Consider the following 19,235-nt stretch of genomic DNA (forward strand, 5'->3'; position numbering starts at 1 on the left):
ATTTTATACTGTTTCTTTCACATCAGCAAGATGCGATTTACTGCGGTATTTCGTGTTGCCTTTCGCATCAAGCTTTGCAGCGCAATGCGAAGAAACAAGAGTTTAGAGCACTTTGGCGATGGCGTCAATAACGATATCGATATTGCGCGAATTCAACGCCGCCACGCAGATGCGGCCGGTATCCACCGCGTAGATCGACTGCGCGCGCAGCTCTTCCACCTGCGCCTTGCTCAGGCCCGAGTACGAGAACATGCCGATCTGGTCGCGCACGAAGGCGAAATCGTGGCCCTTGGCTTGCAGCTTGGTCACGAAGGCTTCGCGCATTTCCTTGATGCGCACGCGCATGCCGGCCAGCTCGTCTTCCCACAGCTGGCGCAGCTCAGGCGTGGTCAGCACGGTGGCCACCACTTTGCCGCCGTGCACCGGCGGGTTCGAGTAGTTGGTGCGCACCACGCGCTTCAGTTGCGACATCAGACGTGCCGCTTCTTCGCCGGAGGCCGCCACCACGCTCAGCGCGCCGACGCGCTCGCCGTACAGCGAGAACGACTTCGAGAACGAGTTCGACACCAGCAGAGGGCCGCCGGCTTCGGCAAAGCGGCGCACCACGGCGCCGTCTTCGGCGATGCCCGCGCCGAAGCCCTGGTAAGCCATGTCCAGGAACGGCACCAGGCCGCCGGCGATGACCGCGGCGATCACCTCGGTCCACTGGGCCGAGGTCAGGTCGGCGCCGGTCGGGTTGTGGCAGCAGGCGTGCAGCAGCACGATCGAGCCGCGCGGCATGGCTTTCAGGTCGGCCAGCATGCCGGCGAAGTTGACACCGTGGGTGGCCGCGTCGAAGTAGGCGTAATTGTTGACTTTAAAACCAGCGCTCTCGAACAGCGCGCGGTGGTTTTCCCAGCTTGGGTCGCTGATGTAGACTTCCGCGTCCGGAGCGAAGCGCTTCAGGAAGTCGGCGCCGATCTTCAGGGCGCCGGTGCCGCCGATGGCTTGCACGGTGACTGCGCGCTTCTCTTGAATTACCGCGCTGTCGGCACCAAATACCAGCTCCTGCACTGCCTTGTCGTAGGCTGCCAGACCTTCGATCGGCAGGTAGGTGCGCGGCGCTGGCGCGGCGATCAGGATTTCCTCCGCTTTCTGTACGCACGATAGCAGCGGCACTTTACCGTTGTCGTCATAATAAACACCGACGCCCAGATTGATTTTCGCTGGATTCTGGTCGGCGTTAAAAGCTTCGGTAATACCCAGGATAGGGTCGCGTGGTGCCATGTCGATGGCGCTGAACAAGCTAGGATTCGTCATGATAAGATTGGATTCGATTGGAAGCGGTTCGCAGCAGAGATGTATAGACAGCGCCCTTAACATAACGTCTTCAGGCCGCTGGCAGGCCATTATTCTAACAAAGGTCTGAGCAAGATGGCTGATTTACCTGTAGCAGAAACCCCCAAGGCAACCGTGGTCACCTTCCCGGATTCGCCGTTCAAATTGCACCAGCCCTTCCCGCCCGCCGGCGACCAGCCGGTGGCGATCGACCAGCTGTGCGAGGGCATCGACGACGGCCTGTTCTTCCAGACGCTGCTCGGCGTGACCGGTTCCGGCAAGACCTACACCATGGCCAACGTGATCGCCCGCAAGGGCCGGCCGGCCATCGTGTTCGCGCCGAACAAGACGCTGGCGGCGCAGCTGTATTCCGAGTTCCGCGAATTCTTCCCCGAGAACGCGGTCGAGTACTTCGTCTCCTACTACGATTACTACCAGCCGGAAGCCTACGTGCCGCAGCGCGACCTGTTCATCGAAAAGGATTCGTCCATCAATGAGCACATCGAGCAGATGCGCCTGTCGTGCACCAAGTCGCTGATGGAACGGCGCGACGTGGTGATCGTGGCCACCGTGTCGGCCATCTACGGTATCGGTAATCCGAACGAATACCACCAGATGATCCTGACGCTGCGCCAGAAGGACCGCGTGTCGCAGCGCGACATCATCGCGCGCCTGATCCAGATGCAGTACAACCGCAATGAAGTGGACTTCGGCCGCGGCACCTTCCGCGTGCGCGGCGATACGCTGGACATCTTCCCGGCCGAGAATGCGGACCTGGCGGTGCGCCTGGAACTGTGGGACGACGAGCTGGAATCGATCCAGCTGTTCGATCCGCTGACCGGCCGCGTCAAGCAGAAGATCCCGCGCTTCACCGTCTATCCCGGCTCGCACTACGTGACGCCGCGCTCCACAGTGCTGCGCGCGATCGAGACCATCAAGCTGGAACTGCGCGAGCGGCTGGAGTTTTTCCGCAAGGAGAACAAGCTGATTGAAGAGCAGCGCCTGGAACAGCGCACCCGCTTCGACCTGGAGATGATGGCGGAAATCGGCTTCACCAAGGGCATCGAAAACTACTCGCGCCACCTGAGCGGCGCCATGCCGGGCGAACCGCCGCCGACGCTGGTGGACTACCTGCCGAAGGACGCGCTGATGTTCATGGACGAGTCGCACGTGCTGGTGGGCCAGTTGAGCGCCATGTACAACGGCGACCGTTCGCGCAAGACCAACCTGGTGGACTACGGCTTCCGCCTGCCGTCGGCGCTGGACAACCGTCCGCTGAAATTCGAGGAGTTCGAGGCCAAGATGCGGCAGACCATCTTCGTCTCCGCCACGCCGGCCGAATACGAGAAGACCCACGCCGACCAGGTGGTGGAACAGGTGGTGCGTCCGACCGGCCTGGTGGACCCGCTGGTGATCGTGCGCCCTGCCCTGTCGCAGGTGGACGACCTGATGTCCGAGATCACCGACCGCGTCGCCAAGAACGAGCGCGTGCTGGTGACCACGCTGACCAAGCGCATGTCCGAACAGCTGACCGAATACCTGAGCGATCACGGCGTCAAGGTGCGCTACCTGCATAGCGATATCGAAACCGTGGAGCGCGTCGAATTGCTGCGCGACCTGCGCATCGGCACCTTCGATGTGCTGGTCGGGATCAACCTGCTGCGCGAGGGCCTGGACTTGCCGGAGGTGTCGCTGGTGGCGATTCTGGACGCCGACAAGGAAGGCTTCCTGCGTTCCGACCGTTCACTGATCCAGACCATCGGCCGCGCCGCGCGTAACCTGAACGGCGTCGCCATTCTGTACGCGGACCGCATGACCGACTCGATGGAACGCGCGATCGGCGAAACCGAGCGCCGCCGCGCCAAGCAGATCGCCTTCAACGAAGCCAACGGCATCGTGCCGCGCGGCGTGAAGAAGATCATCAAGGACATGATCGACGGCGTTTACAGCGAACGCGAGGCGAAGGAAGACCTGGCGGTGGCGCAGGAGACGGCCAAGTACGAATCCATGAGCGAGAAGCAGATCAGCAAGGAGATCAAGCGCCTGGAGAAAGCCATGCTGGATCACGCCAAAAACCTGGAATTCGAAAAGGCCGCGCAAGTGCGCGACCAGCTCCACGTCCTCAAGCAGCAACTGTTCGGCGCACCGGGCGCCGACAATATCGCCTGACCCGCGTTGACGGTTACGGCGCCTTGACGAAGCTGCTCAAGGCGTCGATCAGTTGCGGAGCCACTGGCAGGTCCGGGCTGGCATAGGATTTCTGCTGCAGCGCTTCGTCGCTGCCGACGATTTTCAGCACGTGGTTCATGCCTTCGATGATGACCAGTTTGGCCTTCGGCGCGGCGGCCGACAATGCCTTGGCTTCGTCCTGCGATACCTGGATGTCCGCCGTGCCTTGCAGGATCAGCACCGGCATGTTCAGCGCCGCGATGGACTTGCGCGGGTCATGCTGGAAAGACGAGATCAGGTAGGGCTGCACCGACGGATGGTACAGCGACATCAATGGTGGCGGTACTTTGTCGACCGTCTTGCCGTCCTTGAGCGAAGCCAGAATGCGGTCGCTTTCGGCCATCAGCGGCGGCGGCAGCTTGTCTTTCAGTTGATCGTGCAGGATTTCGTCCAGCGTGTGGCCGGCGCCGGCGATCAGCACGCAGGCATCCGCCCGGCCCTGCGCGCACGCTTCGGACGCGATCTGCGCGCCTTCGCTATGTCCCGCCATCACCACGCGCGAGAAGCGCGGATCGGCGCGCAGCTTGTGCAGCCAGGCGGCGGCATCGCTGACGTAATCATCCAGCCGCAGATTCTCTTCCTTCCACACCGGCAGCGCGCTGGCGCCGATCGCGCGCTTGTCGTAGCGGATCGAGGCGATGCCGTGCCGCGCCAAGCCTTCGGCCACCATCTTCAGCGAATCGTTCGGGCCAGGCAGCATGGTGCTGTTGCCATCGCGGTCGGTCGGACCGGAGCCGGAGTGCAGCAGCACCACCGGCATCTTGCCGGTCACGCCGTCCGGCGTCAGCTCGGTGCCGTAAACCGTGCCGCCGCCCACATCCAGCGACACGGGACGCTGCGCAGCGGCAGCCGACAACGACACCATCAACAACGACAGCAATAATTTGAAGCGCATTCTTTTCTCCAGTTTTAATGAGGAAGACGTTTGTACATCAACAGCGAATAGCCGGCAGCCAGCGGCGCCCACGCCACCATCAGCACCAGCAGCAGCCAGTGCCCAGCGTCCAGCCACAGCGCCAGCAATCCAAGCAGGCCGCTGGCCACCATCAGCCGCGCCGCCAGCCTATGCGTCGCATACCAGACCGCTTCGCTGGCCAGCGTCCACGGCGTGCGGATGCCCATGAAGAAGTTGCGACGCACCTTGCCCATCGGATTACCGATCAACACCAGCAGGATAAACACGCCGGCCGGCACGGCGCGCTGCATCGCCACGCCGCCATGCACCACTTGCAGCAGCACCATCGCGTAGATATACGCCAGCATCACCACCAGCACTGTGCAGACGTAGTAATAGGTAGGCTCGAAGTCGGTGATTTCAAAACGGCGCGGCGAGATATGCGGCATCAGCGCGCCAAGCACGGCGACCAGCGCCATCATGCCAGGGCCCAGCAGCCAGAAGCTCGCGCGCGGACCATAGCCATTCACCTCGCCGGCCGCATTCCAGTGCACCGGCACGCGCTCCGGCAGCGACGGCCAGTAGTGCACGGTGGCCGCGCAGGCCATGGCGATCAGCAGCAGGCAAAGCACGGGATACCACTTCTTCATTTCGTCCTCCCTTGGTTGTCAGCGCCGGCCAGGTCCATCACCCAGGCCAGCACGTCTTGCAGCACCGTGGTGTTGAGGCCATACCAGATGGTCTGGCCGTCGCGCCGGCGCGTGATCAGGTCCGCCTCCGCCAGCACCGCGAAGTGGTGCGACATGGTCGGCTTGCTCATGTCGAAATGCTGCGCCAGATCGCCGGCCGTCATCTCGCCGCCGCGCAGCAGGCGCAGAATCTCGCGCCGCGCGGGATCGGCGATGGCTTTGAAGGCGCTGTTCGGAACATTCATTAGGCAAGCATCTAATTAGACATTGATCTAACTATAGGTCGTTTTAAAAGCCGGGTCAAGGCCCGGCTTCATGCATGAATCACGCCAGTGCCGTACCGTCGGCGTCGAAGACATGCCAGCGCTCCGACGCCACCTGCACCCGCGCCACCTGGCCATTCTGCCAAAGCGCCTCGGCATCGACCCGGGCGATGAACTGCGTCGTGCCGCCATCCGGCGTCAGGTAGACGTAGCTGGCATCGCCCAGCAGTTCGGCCGCCTGCACCACGACGTGGATGCCGCCGGCATCAGCCACCGGTTCCAGCGCCATGTGTTCGGCCCGCACACCCAGGGTGATGCTGGCGCCGGCCGCCAGCCCCGCGCGCGCGGTCACCTGCACCACGGCGCCGCCGGCCACCCGCACCGCCATCTTCCCTGCCGCCACCGCTTCCACTTGCCCGGTGATCAGGTTCATGGCCGGCGAACCGAGAAAGCCGGCGACAAACAGATTGGCCGGCTTCTGGTACAACTCCAGCGGCGCCCCCACCTGTTCCACCACGCCACCGCGCAGCACCACAATGCGGTCGGCCAGCGTCATCGCCTCAACCTGATCGTGGGTTACATAAATCATCGTGCTGCGCAGCGTGCGGTGCAGATTCTTCAACTCGATGCGCATCTGTACCCGCAAGGCTGCGTCCAGATTGGACAGCGGTTCATCGAACAGGAATACCTCGGGCTGGCGCACGATGGCGCGGCCGATCGCCACCCGCTGCCTCTGGCCGCCAGAGAGTTCTTTGGGCTTGCGCTGTAACAGCGGCTCAATGCGCAGGATGGCCGCCGCCTGCATGACTTTTGCGTTGATGGCCTCGGGCGTCAAACCCGCCAGCTTCAACGCAAAGCCCATGTTGTCGAACACCGTCATATGCGGATACAGCGCGTAACTCTGGAACACCATGGCGATGCCGCGCTGCGCGGGCGGTACATGCGTCATGTCCTTTCCGCCAATCAGCACCGCGCCTTCGTCGCTGGCCTCCAGACCGCAGATCGTACGCAGCAGCGTCGACTTGCCGCAGCCGGACGGTCCGACAAACACCACGAACTCGCCGTCAGCGATGCTCAGATCGATGCCGCGCAAGATCTGCTGCTGGCCGAAGCCTTTGCGGATGCCCTGAATCTCCAATCCTGCCATGCGTTTCCCCTTAGCCCAACAGCACTTCGATACGATGCAAGGCGCCGTCTCGCGCCAGCGGGATGCGCGCCGCGCCGGCCTGCAGCGCCAGCGCCGCGCCATCCAGCGTGACGCCAACCACCTGCCCCGCGCTGCCCTGCGGATTGCGCACCACAATCTCATAGCTGCCGCCGTTCGGCGCGTTATAGCGAATGCTGAACTCCGGCCAGTCGTCCGGCACACGCGGCGCCAGCACGATATGCTTGCCATCCTCGATACTGAAGCCGAGCACCGACTCCAGTCCGACGCGGAACATCCAGCCGGAAGATCCGGTGTACCACGTCCAGCCGCCACGCCCGACGTGCGGCGCTTCGCCGTAGACGTCCGCCGCGATCACATACGGCTCCACCTGATAGACCGCTACAGCGGCCGGATCGAGCGCATGGCTGACAGGGCTGATCATCTCCAGCAGCCGCGCGGCGCGGTCGCGGCGGCCCGCTTCGGCCATGGCGCGCACCGCCCAGCAGGCGGCATGCGTGTACTGGCCGCCATTCTCGCGCACGCCCGCGACGTAGCCCTTGATGTAGCCAGGATCATTGGGCGTGTTGACAAACGCGGGCGTCAGCAGCCGGATCAGGCCATCGTCTTCGGAGATCAGGCGCCGCTCCATCGCATCAAGCGCCTGGCTGGCGCGTTGCGCCGGCGCCGCGCCGGAGATCACGGCCCAGGCCTGGGCCAGCGCATCGATCTGGCATTCGTCGCTGTCCTTGGAGCCGATCACCGCGCCATTGTCGTAGAAGGCGCGGCGATACCAGTCGCCATCCCAGCCATCCGCGTTCAGCGCCTGGTCGAGATGATCGTGATAGGCGCGGTAGATGGCGATGCGGGTATGGTCGCCGCGCTGTTCGCAAATCGGCAGGAAGTCCTTGATGATGCGGGACAGGAAAAAGCCCATCCACACGCTTTCGCCGCGCCCTTCGCGGCCGACGCGGTTCATGCCGTCGTTCCAGTCGCCGGTGCCCATCAGCGGCAGGCCATGCGCGCCCTGCGTCAGCGAGCGATCCAGCGCACGGCAGCAATGTTCATAGATGTCGGCACTGGCGCCGGACAGCTCCGGCTTCAGATACACCTCGTCCTCGCCGTCCTCCAGCAGCCGCGCCTTCAGGAACGGTTCCACTTCATCGAGCACGCTGCGGTCGCCGGTAGTGTGGACGTAGAACGCGGTGATGTATGGCAGCCAAAGCAGGTCATCCGAGAAGCGTGTGCGCAGGCCCTGCTCCATCGGCGCGGTGTGCCACCAGTGCAGCACATCGCCTTCGACGAATTGATGGGCGGCGTGAATGCGGATCTGCTGGCGAGTCAGGTCCGGCCGCGCATAAATCATGGCGCTGGAATCCTGCAACTGGTCGCGGTAACCCAGCGCGCCGCCGGACTGGTAGAAGGCCGAACGGCCCCAGATGCGGCAACTCAGATTCTGATAGGCCAGCCACCCATTCAGCATCAGGTCCACCGCCTTCACGGGCGTGCTGACCTGCACCGAGCCGACAGTGCTGCGCCAGAATGCGGTAATCTCATCGTAAGCCTGCTGCACCGCGCCCGGCATCGCATAACGGCGCACCAGATCCAGCGCGGCCTGGCGCTCCACCGTTTCGCCCAGCAGGAACACGCATGCCAGCGTGGCGCCCGGCACCAGCTCCTGCACCACCTGCAAAGCCGCGCAGGGATCGAGTCCCGCGCCGCTGACACCATCAAGCCGGGGCGCGGCCAGCGCGGCCGGTTGCGCCGTGCTGCCATGCAGGCCGATAAACGCGGCGCGGTCGGCGCTGTGATGCACGGTGGCGCCATCGGCGGCCAGGGCGGCGGCGAAGGTTACGCCGTCGGCAAACACGCCGGCCAGCGGATTGGACGCCAGCAGCACGCCGGCCGGATCATGCTCGGTGACGACAAAGCGGCTGCTGTCGGCCGGCGTTCCGCCCAGCACCAGCCGCTGATACGAGAACAGCGACAGGCGGCGCGTTGCGGCACCGCGATTGGTCACCCGCACGCGCACCAGTTTGACCGGATCGTGGCGCGGCACGAACATGGTGGTTTCCTGTTCCAGTTCATGGCTGATGTGGCGGAAGCGCGTGTAACCAAAGCCGTGCGCCGCCTCGTAGCCGGCCGTCGCCGGCGCTGGCCCCGGCACCGGCGACCAGAATTCGCCGCTGTCCTCGTCGCGCAGATAGAGCGCCTCGCCATGCGGATCGCGCACCGGATCGTTGTACCACGGCGTGAGGCGATGCACGCGGCTGTTGCGGCTCCAGGTATATCCGGCGCCGCTGTCGCCGACCAGGAAGCCGAAGTGCTCGTTGGAGACGGCGTTGGTCCACGCCAGCGGCGGCCGGTGCAGGCCGCGTTGCGCGTCCCAGTCCATGCGGATCACATATTCATCGCCCGCGTCGGTGAAGCCGCCGTTGCCGTTAAAGAAGCGCAGCCTTACATCGCCGCCCACCGCGGCCGGGCCGGCGGCTTTCGCTGCATCCGATGCCGTTGGCGCAGACGACGCCGAACCATCGGACGCGTCCAGCGCCGGCAAGCCATCGCGCACCACCAGCAGCGCATTCAGTTCGATGTGCGCCAGATCCGCTGTCGCGAAATCGGCCGGGTCGCGTATGTACAAGCCGTCGTCGGTGGTCCAGGCGCCTTGAGCGCCCAACAGCAGCACGTTGAGCCGCACGCCCAGCGCAGCCCAGTAGCGGCGCGCGTGCAGCATCAGTTCAATATCCGGATCGCCGGGCCGCGTGGCCCACAACAGTACGTGAATCACCGGCAGGCCGTGGGCCGCCGCGCCGACCATGTCGGCGACATCGGTGCGTCCGGCGATCATGGCGCTGGCGACGGCGGCCGCAGCAGCCGGCATGCGCAGCATGGATTGGCCGTACAGCAGCGCGCCGGCCAGGCGCTGGCAGTACTCCGCCTGCGCCACGCTCAAGCCGATCTGCTGGCGCAGCGCTTCGCCGGCGGCGCGCGCGGCGGTCAGCAGCGGCAGCCCATCTCCTTGCGCAGCGCTGACCAGCGCCAACGCCTGCTCGCGGCTGGACGCCGCACCGAGCGCGAACACCACGCGCGCCTGCCCTCCCGGCGCCAGCGTGACGATGCGGCGCAGGCTGAACGCCGGATCCAGCACATTGCCGGCCGAGCCGGACAAGGCGCCGTCCATGCCGGCAGGCGCGCGCAAATCGCGGCCACGGCCGACAAAGCGCGTGCGGTCCGTTTCAAAGCCGGCGGCATCGCCACCGCTGGCGGCGTGCACCATCCACAATCCGGCCTCGCCCTCGCCGCGTGGGCGGCGGTGCGCCAGCAGCGCGTCACTGCCGGTATCGTGCTCGGTCTGCACGAACAGTTTTGAGAATGCCGGATGCCCAGCCTCCTCGGCCTGGCGGTTCAGCACCACTTCCAGATAGCTGGTGACTTCGATGCGGCGCGCGTGGTCCGACAGGTTACTCAGCAGGATGCTGCGTACTTCCACATCCCGCTGCGGATCGACCGCCGCTTCCAGGCGCGCCTCGATGCCATCAGCGGTGACGCTGATCCAGCAGCTGCCGGCATCGCCGCCGGCGTTGCGTTGCGTGCCATCCGCGCCGCAGGGCTGCGCGCCCAGCGACCAATAATGGCCGCTTTCCGCGTCACGCAGGTAGAAGAAGTAGCCTTCCGCATCTTCAATGCGGTCGCCGTTCCAGCGCGACAGCATGGTGTCGCCAACACGGCTGAAGCCCGTACCGGCGCCGGTCAGCAAGGTGGTGAAGCTGCCGTTCGACAGCAATTGCGCGTGGCGCATCAGTGGATTGGTCATGGTGGTTATACGGTTGGGTTCAAACAGGCGCCATTGCTGGCGACGATATCGGCATACAGGTAGGCACTGTCCTTCAGCGTCCGCTGCTGCGTTGCAAAGTTCACGTGGATGATGCCGAAGCGCTTGGAAAAGCCCAGCGACCATTCAAGGTTATCCAGCAGCGACCACACCATGTAGCCGCGTACATTGACGCCCTGCGCCAGCGCGTTGCTCAGGGCCTGCATGTTCTTGCGCAGGCAATCGACACGCAGCGGATCGTGCACACGGCCGTTCTCCGCATTCGGCGGATCGTAAAACGCCGAGCCGTTCTCCATGATGTACAGCGGTGTATCGCCGTAGCGCTGCTTGAAGCTGGTCAGCGTATCGGTCAGGCCCTGCGGGAAGACTTCCCAGCCGGTTTCGGTGTAGGTCGCCTGCGGCTGGCGAACCGGCGCCACCTTCAGCGGCCAGTTGGACGGCTCGTTGCGCACCACACTGCGGGTGTAGTAGTTGATGCCGACGAAGTCCAGCTTCTGGCCGATCAGCTCAAAGTCGGCGGCAGGCCATTCGGGCCAGGCGTCGCCGAACATCTGCTTCAGTTCCGGCGGATAGCTGCCGAGGAAGATCGGATCCAGATACTGGCGATTCATGTAGGCGTCGGCACGCCGTGTCGCATCCAGATCTTCCTGGAACTGGCTGGCCGGGTATTTCGGCTCGATGTTGACAACGATGCCGATCTGATGGCGGCCGATTTCGCGGTAGGCCTTGACCGCGCTGCCGTGCGCACGCATCAGGTTATGGCTGGCCAGCGCCGCCTCATGCAGGTTGCGGTGGCCCGGTGCCAGCGTGCCGTGCATGTAGCCGCCGTCCGTCACCACCCACGGTTCGTTCAGCGTGGCCCAGGATTTGACGCGGCCATCGAAGGCCTGGAACAGGATGCGTGCATAGTCGGTGAACCAGTCGGCGATGTCGGGATTGAGCCAGCCGCCGCGATCGTCCAGCGCCGCCGGCAGATCCCAATGGTACAAGGTCACCATCGGCTCGATGCCATGAGCCAGCAGCTCGTCAATCAGCTTGCCGTAGAAATCCAGGCCGGCCTGATTCACCGCGCCACGCCCTTGCGGCAGGATGCGGCTCCACGATACGCTGAAGCGGTAGGCTTTCAGCCCCAGCTTGGCCATCAGCGCCACATCGTCCTTGTAGCGCTTGTAGTGATCGCAGGCGATGTCACCGGTATCGCCGTCGCGCATATTGCCGGGCACCGCGCAGAAGCGCTGCCAGATGCTCGGTCCCGCGCCGTCGGCCAGCGGCGAGCCTTCGATCTGGTAGGCGGAGGTGGCGCTGCCCCACAGGAAGTCAGGCGGAAATTGAATGGTTTGGCTCATGGTGTCGATATCCCTGAAAGTTAAAGCGGTGCGCCGTCGATGTGCAGTACCGCTGGCAGACTGGTAATGGTGATCTGGCGTCCTTGCCACGCCACCGGCCGGCCATCGAGGCTTGCCGCGCCAGGAGCGGTCGGCCATGGCCAGGTGTAGGCCAAGCCGCCCGGCGGCATGTGCGGCATCGCCTCAATGCGCAGCGTGACGCTACCGCCCTGCTGCGCCAGCGTGTAGCTGAGCGGCCCGTATGGTGTGAGCAGGCCGTGCAGGCCGACGCCGTCGCCGGCCAGCCATGCGGTGGGCACGCCTTCGGCCAGCAGCAGCGCGTGATCGGCTTCGCGCTCGTAGGCAAAGGAGTCGAGGGTGGCGCGGATATAGTCGGACGAGATCCAGCCGTGCGGCATGTCGCCCAGGAAGCGTGACGCGCGCGCATCGCGGCCCACTACCTCGGCCCACTGGTTCCAGGCGCGTGGGCGCTGGTCGGCGTAGAAGTAGTCCAGCAGATCGGCCGCGCGCTCGCGCCAGCCCAGGCGGATGAAGGCGCTGACATTGCGCAGTTCATAGGGCGTGTAGTCTTCCCACGCTTTGCTGCCATCGCGGCGCGCGCGGAAGAAGTCCCAGTATTTTTCATAGGTGGCCTGCAGCATCGCCGGCGGCAGATGCTGCTGTTCGCCGCCCGGCGTCAGGGCGATGGTGGACGATGTCGGGTCGAAATCGCCCAGTTCAGCCGCGCCGGGCATATAGTCGATGCCATGTGCGCGCGTACTGGCCGCCAGCGATGCGTAGAGGTCGCCGCGGAATTCGTCGCGCTGCGCGTCCAGGCGCCGGGCCGCATCGCCGTGGCCAAGAATGGCGGCGATGTCGGCGGCATCCTTGTAGCCGCGCATGGCCCAGAAGTCGTCCCAGTAGGAATGCATGGGCTTTTCCGAGTAGCCTTCGTGGCTGATCGACGCTGGCATCAGGCCAAACAGGGACTCTCGGCCGGCGGCGCGGTTAGCCGCCGTGCGTTCCGATTGGCGCAGTGTTTCCATGTAGCTGGCGGCGGCTTCGACGCGCGGCCACACGGCAGCCAATGCCGCCTTGTCCTGCGTGTAGCGGTAGAGTTCAGCGGCGAGGAATATCAGTTCGCCGTGGCTGTCGTTTTCCGGCACCGGATCGGCGCCGCGCAGGTCCACGCAGCATGGCACCTTGCCGTTGTCGAACTGGTAAGGCGCGTACCAGCGCAGATAGCTGGCGGCTGTTTCGGCTTGCCCCAGGCGCAGCAGGGCTTCGGACATCATGGCGCCGTCGCGTATCCACGAGCGGCGATAGGAACGCGTTCCCGGCTGCAGTGCATGGCCTTCGCGCGTCATCAGGATGTGGGCGAGCGACGAACGCAAGGTGTCGGCCATGTGCTGCCCTGCTGGCGGCAGCGTCAGCGTGACGTGATTGAGTTTGGCGCGCCAGTCGGCTGCCACCTGCTCCTGCTGGACCGAGAGCCAGATGGCCGGATCGCCCTGTGGCGCCGGGCTGGCGGCCGCGCCGGCCATCGGCAATATGGCGCCCAGCACCACGCTGCCGTGCGGGGGCAAGGTGATGTCGTAACTGAGTGCGGCGGATGCCATGCCTGCATCGTCATGTACTTTCTGAGCGCGCCCGCCGCCCGGCGATGGCTGCGCGGCCGGCAGCAGACCCGCGTCGAACGACGCCAGCGTCACACCGGCCGGCTGCCGCAGCGGATAGACCTTGCCGCTGCCGTTGATCGTCAGCGCCTTGCCATCCCATTGCAGATCGTTGATCGCGCTGTAGCCGCCCGGCGTGTTGAGGAACTGGCGCGGCGCGTTGACCTGGAAGGGGCGCGCGGCCAGCACCAGCGTCAGTTTTTTCGTCGTCGCTTCCAGATTGCTCAACTCATAACGCGCCAGCAGTTGCGACGAAGCGGGCGATCCGGCGGCGGCAGCGGTGACGCTCAGCGTCCACGATGGATGCTGCCACGTCACCGTGGGCATCGGCAAATAGCCATCCTTGAGGCTTTGGCTGACCTGCACATCGGCCCAGCTGAACAGCCTTCCGCCATCGCGCACGAAAGGCTCCAGCGAGAAGCCGCCCTGCTTCGCTTCCAGCGCGCCGTCCTCGGAAATCAGCGCGCTATGATCGCCGCCGCCATCGACGCCGACCAGCGTCCAGTAAGGCTGCTCGCCGCTGAAGCCGCGCGGATACAGGCCGCGTGGCGCGGTGGCGGCTACCGCCGACAGGAACTGGTTCGGCGTCGCGCCGTAGTCCAGGTCTTTCAGCACCACCTCCGCCAGCGCATAGCCATTGGCTGGCCCGGCGTGCAGCGCCAGACGGATGTAGCGTGTTTCCGATTCCGGCAGGCGCAGCGGATCGTCGCCGCCATTGCCTGCGCTAACGCGACGCACCGTGCGCCAGTGCCGGGCGTCGTCGGAAAACTCAATGTCGTAGCGGTTCGCATGACGGCGTCCCTGCCAGTGGAGCACCAGGCCGCCGAATTCGCGCTGCGCGCCAAGATCGATGATGAGCTGCCGCTCTCCGCCGGCGCTGATCCATGCGCTGGCGGGCTTGCCATCCACCGCCAGTGCGGCGCCAGCGCCCGGCAATGCGGACGATGCGCGCGCCACCGGTTGCGGCCATGTCGCCGGCACTGGCGGCAATTCGCGGATCGTCAGCTGCCGCAGATAGACCGAACCTTTGCCGCCACCGCTGCCGGCGCTGACCACGAATTCCAGCTTGTCGGCGTGCGTCAGGTTGCGGTCCTTGGTCGGTCCCCAGGCAAAGGCAATCTGGCGCTTCTTGATGCGCACCAGTTGCCACTGCTTCGGGAACGCATAGTTCTGCTGCTGGAACCACCAGACGTTGTCGCCGCTGGCGTCGGTCAGCTTGAATTCGAAATGATTGACCGGCGCGTCCGCCCGCAAGTAGAACGATATCTCGTAATTGTCGGGCAGGTCCAGCGGCAGGCCGCGGCGCACGAAGGCGTAGCCTCCCCTGCCGGCGAAATCGAAATCCAGCCGCAGACCGCCATCGGCGGCGCTGGCGCGCGACTGCACGCCGTCGGAAGCCTGCGCCTGCCATGCGGCGACATTGGAGAAGTCGTCCAGCATGCGCGATGGCGCGGCCAGGGCGACGGCAGAGGTCAGCATCAGTGCCAGGAATATGCGCAACTGCTTCATCCCTTGACACTCCCCACCAGCAAGCCCTGGATGTAATAGCGTTGCAGGCCGAGGAACAGCAGCAGCACCGGCAGCACGGTCAACACAGAGCCGGCCATCATCAGCTCATTGTCCTGCACATGCTCGCGCGACAGCGACGCCAGCGCCACCGGCAGCGTGTAAAGCTCCTTGTCGGTCAACACGATCAGCGGCCACATGAAATCGTTCCACGTGCCGAGGAAGGTGAAGATCCCCAGCGTGACCAGAATGGGTGTCAGCAGCGGCAGCACAATGATGCGGAAGATCTGGAATTCGCTGGCGCCATCCATGCGCGCCGCTTCCAGCAAAGCGTCCGGTATCGTCAGCGCGTACTGGCGCACCAGGAAGATGCCGAAGATGCCCGCCATTGCCGGCACCAGCACGGCGCCGTAGTTGTTCACCAGCCCCATATATTTCAGCAGCAGGAACAGCGGCAACATCGCCACCTGGCTTGGAATCACCAGCGCGCCCAGCATCACCTTGAAGATCCGCTCGCGGCCCTGGAAGCGCAGCTTGGCGAACGCATAGCCGGCGCTGACGTTGAACAGCAGCGACAGCACCGTGGCCGCGCACGACAGCAGCACGCTGTTCAGCAGATACTGCCCAATGCCGGCATGGGTGAACAGCTCGCGGTAGTTGAACAGCGTTGGCGACTGCGGCAGCACCCGCAGCGGGAATCCGCTCGACTCGCCCGGCGCCATCAGCGACGCGGACAACATCCACAGCAGCGGGAACAGCGTCAGGAGACCTGCGCCCAGCATCAGGCCATTCAGCAGCAAGGCACGCGGCTTCATACCTCGCCTCCTTTCGCAAAGCGCAGCTGCAGCAGCGTGACGACAAACATGATCGCGAACAGCACGAAGGCCACCGCCGACGCCGCGCCCAGGTTCCACCACTTGAAGCCCTGCTCATACATGAAATACAGCACGCTGACCGTGCTTTGCACCGGACCGCCCTGCGTCATCACATACGGCTCGGCGAACAGCTGGAAGTAACCGGTCATGCTGAGGATGCTGACCATCAGCAGCGTCGGCCCGAGCATCGGCCAGGTCACAAAGCGGAACTGCTGCCAGGTGCCGGCGCCGTCCAGGCCAGCGGCCTCGTACAGATCCTCGGGAATGCTCTGCAGCCCGGCCAGGAAGATGATCATGTTGTAGCCGAAGTTCTTCCACACCGCGAACAGGATGATCGCCGGCATGGACCACTGCGGATCATTGAGCCAGTCGATCGCCGGCAGACCCAGTCCCTGCAAGCCGTAGTTGATCATGCCGTAGCGCGTGTGCAGCAGGTAGCGCCAGATCACAGCTACCGCCACCAGCGAGGTCACTACCGGTGCAAAGAACGCCGTGCGGAACAGGCCCTTGAACCACGTCAGCCGCGAATGCAGCAGCAGCGCGGCGCCCAGCGACGCCGCGATCGACAGCGGCACGCCAACCACCACGAAGTACAGCGTATTGCCGAGGGCCTGCCAGAACAGCGGCGTTTGCAGCAGCTCGATGTAGTTGCGTAGACCGACAAAGCGCAGGTTGCGCAAGTCGGACAGCGCGTAGATGTCGAAATCGGTCAGGCTCATGACCAGCGCGGCCAGCACCGGCAGGAAGAAGAACACGGTGATGACGAGAAGCGCCGGTGCGACGAAACACCAGGCGGCGCGTTGCGAATTCATCGCGCCTCCTTCCGCGCCAGCATCCAGCGGCGCTTTTCGAGGATGTGATCGGCCTTGGCGTCCAGCAGCGCGGCCGCCTGCGCGACGGTCAGCTCGCCGTGCGTGACGCGCTCGGCGACCAGCCGCATCTCGGTGGCGATCTGCTCCCACTCCGGCACCTTGGGCGTCGGCCGCACGCGTTCGAACTGCTGCGCGAAGGCGCGCGCATAGACGTCCTGCGCCAGCTTGGGCATGGTCCAGTTGCTGCGACGCGGCGGCAGGTCGCCGGTAAGTTCGTTGAAGCGCGCCATGACTTCGGTGCGCGACAGGTACTCGATCAACTGCCAGGCCTCGGTCTGGTGATGGGACGACGACGCCATCACCAGGCTGGAACCGCCGGCCACCGAGGCGGCCGGTCCCGCAGGACCCGGCAGGATGGCGGTCATCCACTTGTCCTGCTGCTCCGGCGGCAGGCGGCGTTTGAACTCGCCCATATTCCACGGGCCGGAAATATAAAACGACACATAGCCCATGCCGAATTCATGATAGACGTTGGTGATGCGGTTGAGCGGCGCCAGCTTCTGCGCATACATGTCGGCATACAGCTGCAGGCTGCGCTGGAAGCCGGCGCTGCGGAAATTGCCATAGCGGTCGCCGTCGCGCAGCAGCGGTTCGTTCTGCTGCAGCGCCAGCGCCAGCAGCGGTTCGAATTCATCGCTGGGCAGCAGGATGGCGTAGTTGTCCGGACCGACGATGCGTTTGATCGCGGTCATCGCCTTCATCCAGTCGGTCCAGGTTTGCGGCGGCGTCGCGAAGCCGGCGCGTTTCAGCATATCCTGGCGGTAGAACATCACGCGCGTATCGACGTACCACGGCAGCCCCCACAGCTTGCCGTCGACCATATTGGTATCCCAGATGCCGGGAAAATAATCGTCCTGTTTAACCACCGCCGATGCGGCGACGTGACGATCCAGCGGCGCCAGCGCGTTGAGCACTTCGAACTCCGGTATCCAGGTATTCCCAAGTTGGAAAACATCCGGCATCACTTCGCCGGCAAAGGCAGTCAGCAGCTTTTCGTGAGCGGCGGTCCACGGCAGCTGCTGGACTTCGACCCGCACGCCGGGATGCGTGCGTTCGAACTCCGGAATCAGCGCCGTCACCACTTCGCCCTCGCGGCCCATGGCCCAGAACTTCAGCACCACGCCCTGCTCCTGCCGCTGCGTGCAGGACGACAGCAGCGTGGCCAGCGACAGCAGCAATGCAATGGAAAAGCGTCGCGTCATTTTTCCAGCCAGCCGCCGGTAAAGCCGGCGCGTTGCAGTCCAAGGCGAATCGCCGGATGCTTGCGCATCACGCGCCATACCAGCTCGCTGCGATAGTTCTCCGTCATGGCGATGATCGGTCCCTGGTCGATGCCCAGGTAGTCCTTGTCCACCCAGCCTTTGCCCGCCACCACCTGTCCTTGCGACACCGGCAGGTTGTAGGTGAAGCTGGGATTGAAGGCGTCGTAGAAGCCGTATTCGCCGTAGATGAAGTCACCGTAGCGCTGCTTCATCTCCAGCACCGCCGGCACCACGATCTCCGGCGCGAACGGCAGCGAAGAGGCGGCGGCTGTCGGCGCCAGCGTGCAGTCGTCGTAGGTTTTCAGGCCGCCGATGCCGCGCGCCGAGTAGGTGCGGAACGGCAGTTGCGTGCCGTTGTACTCCAGCACCTGGTCGACCGGACCGTCGCTGGCGGTGATACCCCAGACGTTCAGGCCATACCCCTTGCAGCGCAGCGGATTGGCCACCGCGTAGGCTTGCTGGGCATAAGTGGCGCGGCGGCTGTTCTCGAAATAGTCGTAGCCACGTCCGCGCATGTACTCGTCGCGGATGCCACGGAAGTCGATCCACACATGGCTGTACTGGTGCACGAACAGCGACGGGAAGCCGAGATGTTCTTCGCCGCGCTTGCCCTCCAGGCTTTTGTCGTAGGTGCTGGTCCAGGCTTTCCACGCGTCCGGCTGCACCGCATGCGTCGGCGAGCCGAGGGCCAGCACGTAGATCAGCATCGCTTCGTTGTAGCCCTTCCAGTCGTAGCCGTGGAAGCCGGATTCCGGCTCCCATCCCAGCGCGATGGACGGTTTGCGCGTCTGCGCCCAGGTCCAGTCGACCCGCTCGTAGATCTCCTTGGCCAGCTTGCGGATTTCCTGTTCGCCGGCGTCGCTGCCGTCGAAGTAGGATTCGCAGAACAGCGCACCGGCCAGGAACAGCGCGGTATCGACGGTCGACAGTTCCACCTTGTCGTTGTAGCGCAAGCCGGTTTTCATGTCGAGGAAGTGGTAGAAGAAACCCTTGTAGCCGCTGGTGACCGTGCCCTTGTCCGGCCCCTGGGGCGCATTGCGGAAGAAGCGCAGCGTGGCCAGCACGCGGTCGCGCGCCTGCTGGCGCGTGATGTAGCCGCGTTCAACGCCGATCGGATAGGCGGTCAGGCCGAAGCCCACCGCCGCCACGCTGGAGAACGACGGCGTCGGATGGCGGTCCGGCACCAGGCCATTGGCGGGGTTGGTGGTCTCCCAGAAAAACCGGAAGGTGCGCTGTTCGATGTCGTCGAACACCGGCGGCAAGGAAGCATCGCGGGCCAACGCCTGGCCTGCGCCCAACAGCGCGCAGGAGGCCACCAGCAAATTGAGGACGGTACGGTTTCGCATAAGG

13 protein-coding genes are annotated in these 19,235 nt (G+C 64.7%); 1 reads left to right on the forward strand and 12 read right to left on the reverse strand.

Going from position 1 to position 19,235, the window contains the following annotated elements; genetic code table 11:
- Positions 1 to 102: 102 nt before the first annotated feature.
- Complete coding sequence (locus tag GJ698_RS16855) at positions 103 to 1,299, reverse strand: amino acid aminotransferase (protein WP_208023838.1); 1,197 nt, start codon at positions 1,297 to 1,299, stop codon at positions 103 to 105.
- A 114-nt stretch (positions 1,300 to 1,413) separates the two neighbouring features.
- Between GJ698_RS16855 and uvrB the strand changes: the two genes are divergently transcribed.
- The gene (gene uvrB, locus GJ698_RS16860; RefSeq protein ID WP_154359022.1) at positions 1,414 to 3,486 is read left to right on the forward strand and encodes an excinuclease ABC subunit UvrB; all 2,073 of its coding nucleotides are present in this window, start codon (positions 1,414 to 1,416) and stop codon (positions 3,484 to 3,486) included.
- Positions 3,487 to 3,499: 13 nt separating this feature from the next.
- Here the strand turns inward: uvrB and GJ698_RS16865 are convergent, their stop codons facing one another.
- The 11 genes from GJ698_RS16865 to GJ698_RS16915 all read right to left on the reverse strand — a co-directional run bounded on the left by GJ698_RS16865 (position 3,500) and on the right by GJ698_RS16915 (position 19,231).
- Entirely contained in the window at positions 3,500 to 4,441 is a 942-nt protein-coding gene (locus GJ698_RS16865; RefSeq protein ID WP_154359023.1) for an alpha/beta hydrolase, read from the reverse strand.
- A 14-nt stretch (positions 4,442 to 4,455) separates the two neighbouring features.
- The gene (locus GJ698_RS16870; protein WP_154359024.1) at positions 4,456 to 5,091 is read right to left on the reverse strand and encodes an SdpI family protein; all 636 of its coding nucleotides are present in this window, start codon (positions 5,089 to 5,091) and stop codon (positions 4,456 to 4,458) included.
- The gene (locus GJ698_RS16875; protein ID WP_154359025.1) at positions 5,088 to 5,375 is read right to left on the reverse strand and encodes an autorepressor SdpR family transcription factor; all 288 of its coding nucleotides are present in this window, start codon (positions 5,373 to 5,375) and stop codon (positions 5,088 to 5,090) included. The genes GJ698_RS16870 and GJ698_RS16875 overlap by 4 nt, the downstream gene beginning before the upstream one ends.
- 79 nt (positions 5,376 to 5,454) lie before the next feature.
- A complete protein-coding gene (locus GJ698_RS16880; protein WP_154359026.1) occupies positions 5,455 to 6,540 on the reverse strand; it encodes an ABC transporter ATP-binding protein in 1,086 nt (361 codons plus the stop codon).
- Positions 6,541 to 6,550: 10 nt separating this feature from the next.
- Entirely contained in the window at positions 6,551 to 10,351 is a 3,801-nt protein-coding gene (locus GJ698_RS16885) for a GH36-type glycosyl hydrolase domain-containing protein (protein ID WP_154359027.1), read from the reverse strand.
- A gap of 5 nt (positions 10,352 to 10,356) precedes the next feature.
- The gene (locus GJ698_RS16890; protein ID WP_154359028.1) at positions 10,357 to 11,715 is read right to left on the reverse strand and encodes a GH1 family beta-glucosidase; all 1,359 of its coding nucleotides are present in this window, start codon (positions 11,713 to 11,715) and stop codon (positions 10,357 to 10,359) included.
- Positions 11,716 to 11,735: 20 nt separating this feature from the next.
- On the reverse strand, positions 11,736 to 14,879 hold the full coding sequence (locus GJ698_RS16895) for a discoidin domain-containing protein (protein ID WP_154359029.1): 3,144 nt from the start codon (positions 14,877 to 14,879) through the stop codon (positions 11,736 to 11,738).
- Positions 14,876 to 15,691: a carbohydrate ABC transporter permease gene (locus GJ698_RS16900; RefSeq protein ID WP_154359030.1), complete on the reverse strand. Its 816-nt coding sequence runs from the start codon at positions 15,689 to 15,691 to the stop codon at positions 14,876 to 14,878. The genes GJ698_RS16895 and GJ698_RS16900 overlap by 4 nt, the downstream gene beginning before the upstream one ends.
- Positions 15,688 to 16,563: a carbohydrate ABC transporter permease gene (locus tag GJ698_RS16905; RefSeq protein ID WP_154359031.1), complete on the reverse strand. Its 876-nt coding sequence runs from the start codon at positions 16,561 to 16,563 to the stop codon at positions 15,688 to 15,690. Before GJ698_RS16905 ends, GJ698_RS16900 begins: the two co-directional genes overlap by 4 nt.
- Entirely contained in the window at positions 16,560 to 17,825 is a 1,266-nt protein-coding gene (locus GJ698_RS16910) for a sugar ABC transporter substrate-binding protein (RefSeq protein ID WP_208023839.1), read from the reverse strand. The genes GJ698_RS16905 and GJ698_RS16910 overlap by 4 nt, the downstream gene beginning before the upstream one ends.
- Positions 17,822 to 19,231 carry a glucoamylase family protein gene (locus GJ698_RS16915; RefSeq protein ID WP_154359032.1) on the reverse strand — a complete coding sequence of 470 codons (1,410 nt, stop codon included), beginning with the start codon at positions 19,229 to 19,231 and terminating at the stop codon, positions 17,822 to 17,824. The genes GJ698_RS16910 and GJ698_RS16915 overlap by 4 nt, the downstream gene beginning before the upstream one ends.
- Positions 19,232 to 19,235: the final 4 nt, after the last annotated feature.

This window comes from Duganella aquatilis (assembly GCF_009674565.1).
Classification (GTDB): Bacteria; Pseudomonadota; Gammaproteobacteria; order Burkholderiales; family Burkholderiaceae_D; genus Rugamonas; species Rugamonas aquatilis.

Coding starts and splice junctions, on each gene's coding strand:
- GJ698_RS16890 (WP_154359028.1), bottom strand. CDS start 11,715: ATGAGCCAAACCATTCAATTTCCGCCTGACTTCCTGTGGGGCAGCGCC.
- GJ698_RS16875 (WP_154359025.1), bottom strand. CDS start 5,375: ATGAATGTTCCGAACAGCGCCTTCAAAGCCATCGCCGATCCCGCGCGG.
- GJ698_RS16895 (WP_154359029.1), bottom strand. CDS start 14,879: ATGAAGCAGTTGCGCATATTCCTGGCACTGATGCTGACCTCTGCCGTC.
- GJ698_RS16880 (WP_154359026.1), bottom strand. CDS start 6,540: ATGGCAGGATTGGAGATTCAGGGCATCCGCAAAGGCTTCGGCCAGCAG.
- GJ698_RS16910 (WP_208023839.1), bottom strand. CDS start 17,825: ATGACGCGACGCTTTTCCATTGCATTGCTGCTGTCGCTGGCCACGCTG.
- GJ698_RS16915 (WP_154359032.1), bottom strand. CDS start 19,231: ATGCGAAACCGTACCGTCCTCAATTTGCTGGTGGCCTCCTGCGCGCTG.
- GJ698_RS16885 (WP_154359027.1), bottom strand. CDS start 10,351: ATGACCAATCCACTGATGCGCCACGCGCAATTGCTGTCGAACGGCAGC.
- GJ698_RS16905 (WP_154359031.1), bottom strand. CDS start 16,563: ATGAATTCGCAACGCGCCGCCTGGTGTTTCGTCGCACCGGCGCTTCTC.
- GJ698_RS16855 (WP_208023838.1), bottom strand. CDS start 1,299: ATGACGAATCCTAGCTTGTTCAGCGCCATCGACATGGCACCACGCGAC.
- GJ698_RS16900 (WP_154359030.1), bottom strand. CDS start 15,691: ATGAAGCCGCGTGCCTTGCTGCTGAATGGCCTGATGCTGGGCGCAGGT.
- uvrB (WP_154359022.1), top strand. CDS start 1,414: ATGGCTGATTTACCTGTAGCAGAAACCCCCAAGGCAACCGTGGTCACC.
- GJ698_RS16865 (WP_154359023.1), bottom strand. CDS start 4,441: ATGCGCTTCAAATTATTGCTGTCGTTGTTGATGGTGTCGTTGTCGGCT.
- GJ698_RS16870 (WP_154359024.1), bottom strand. CDS start 5,091: ATGAAGAAGTGGTATCCCGTGCTTTGCCTGCTGCTGATCGCCATGGCC.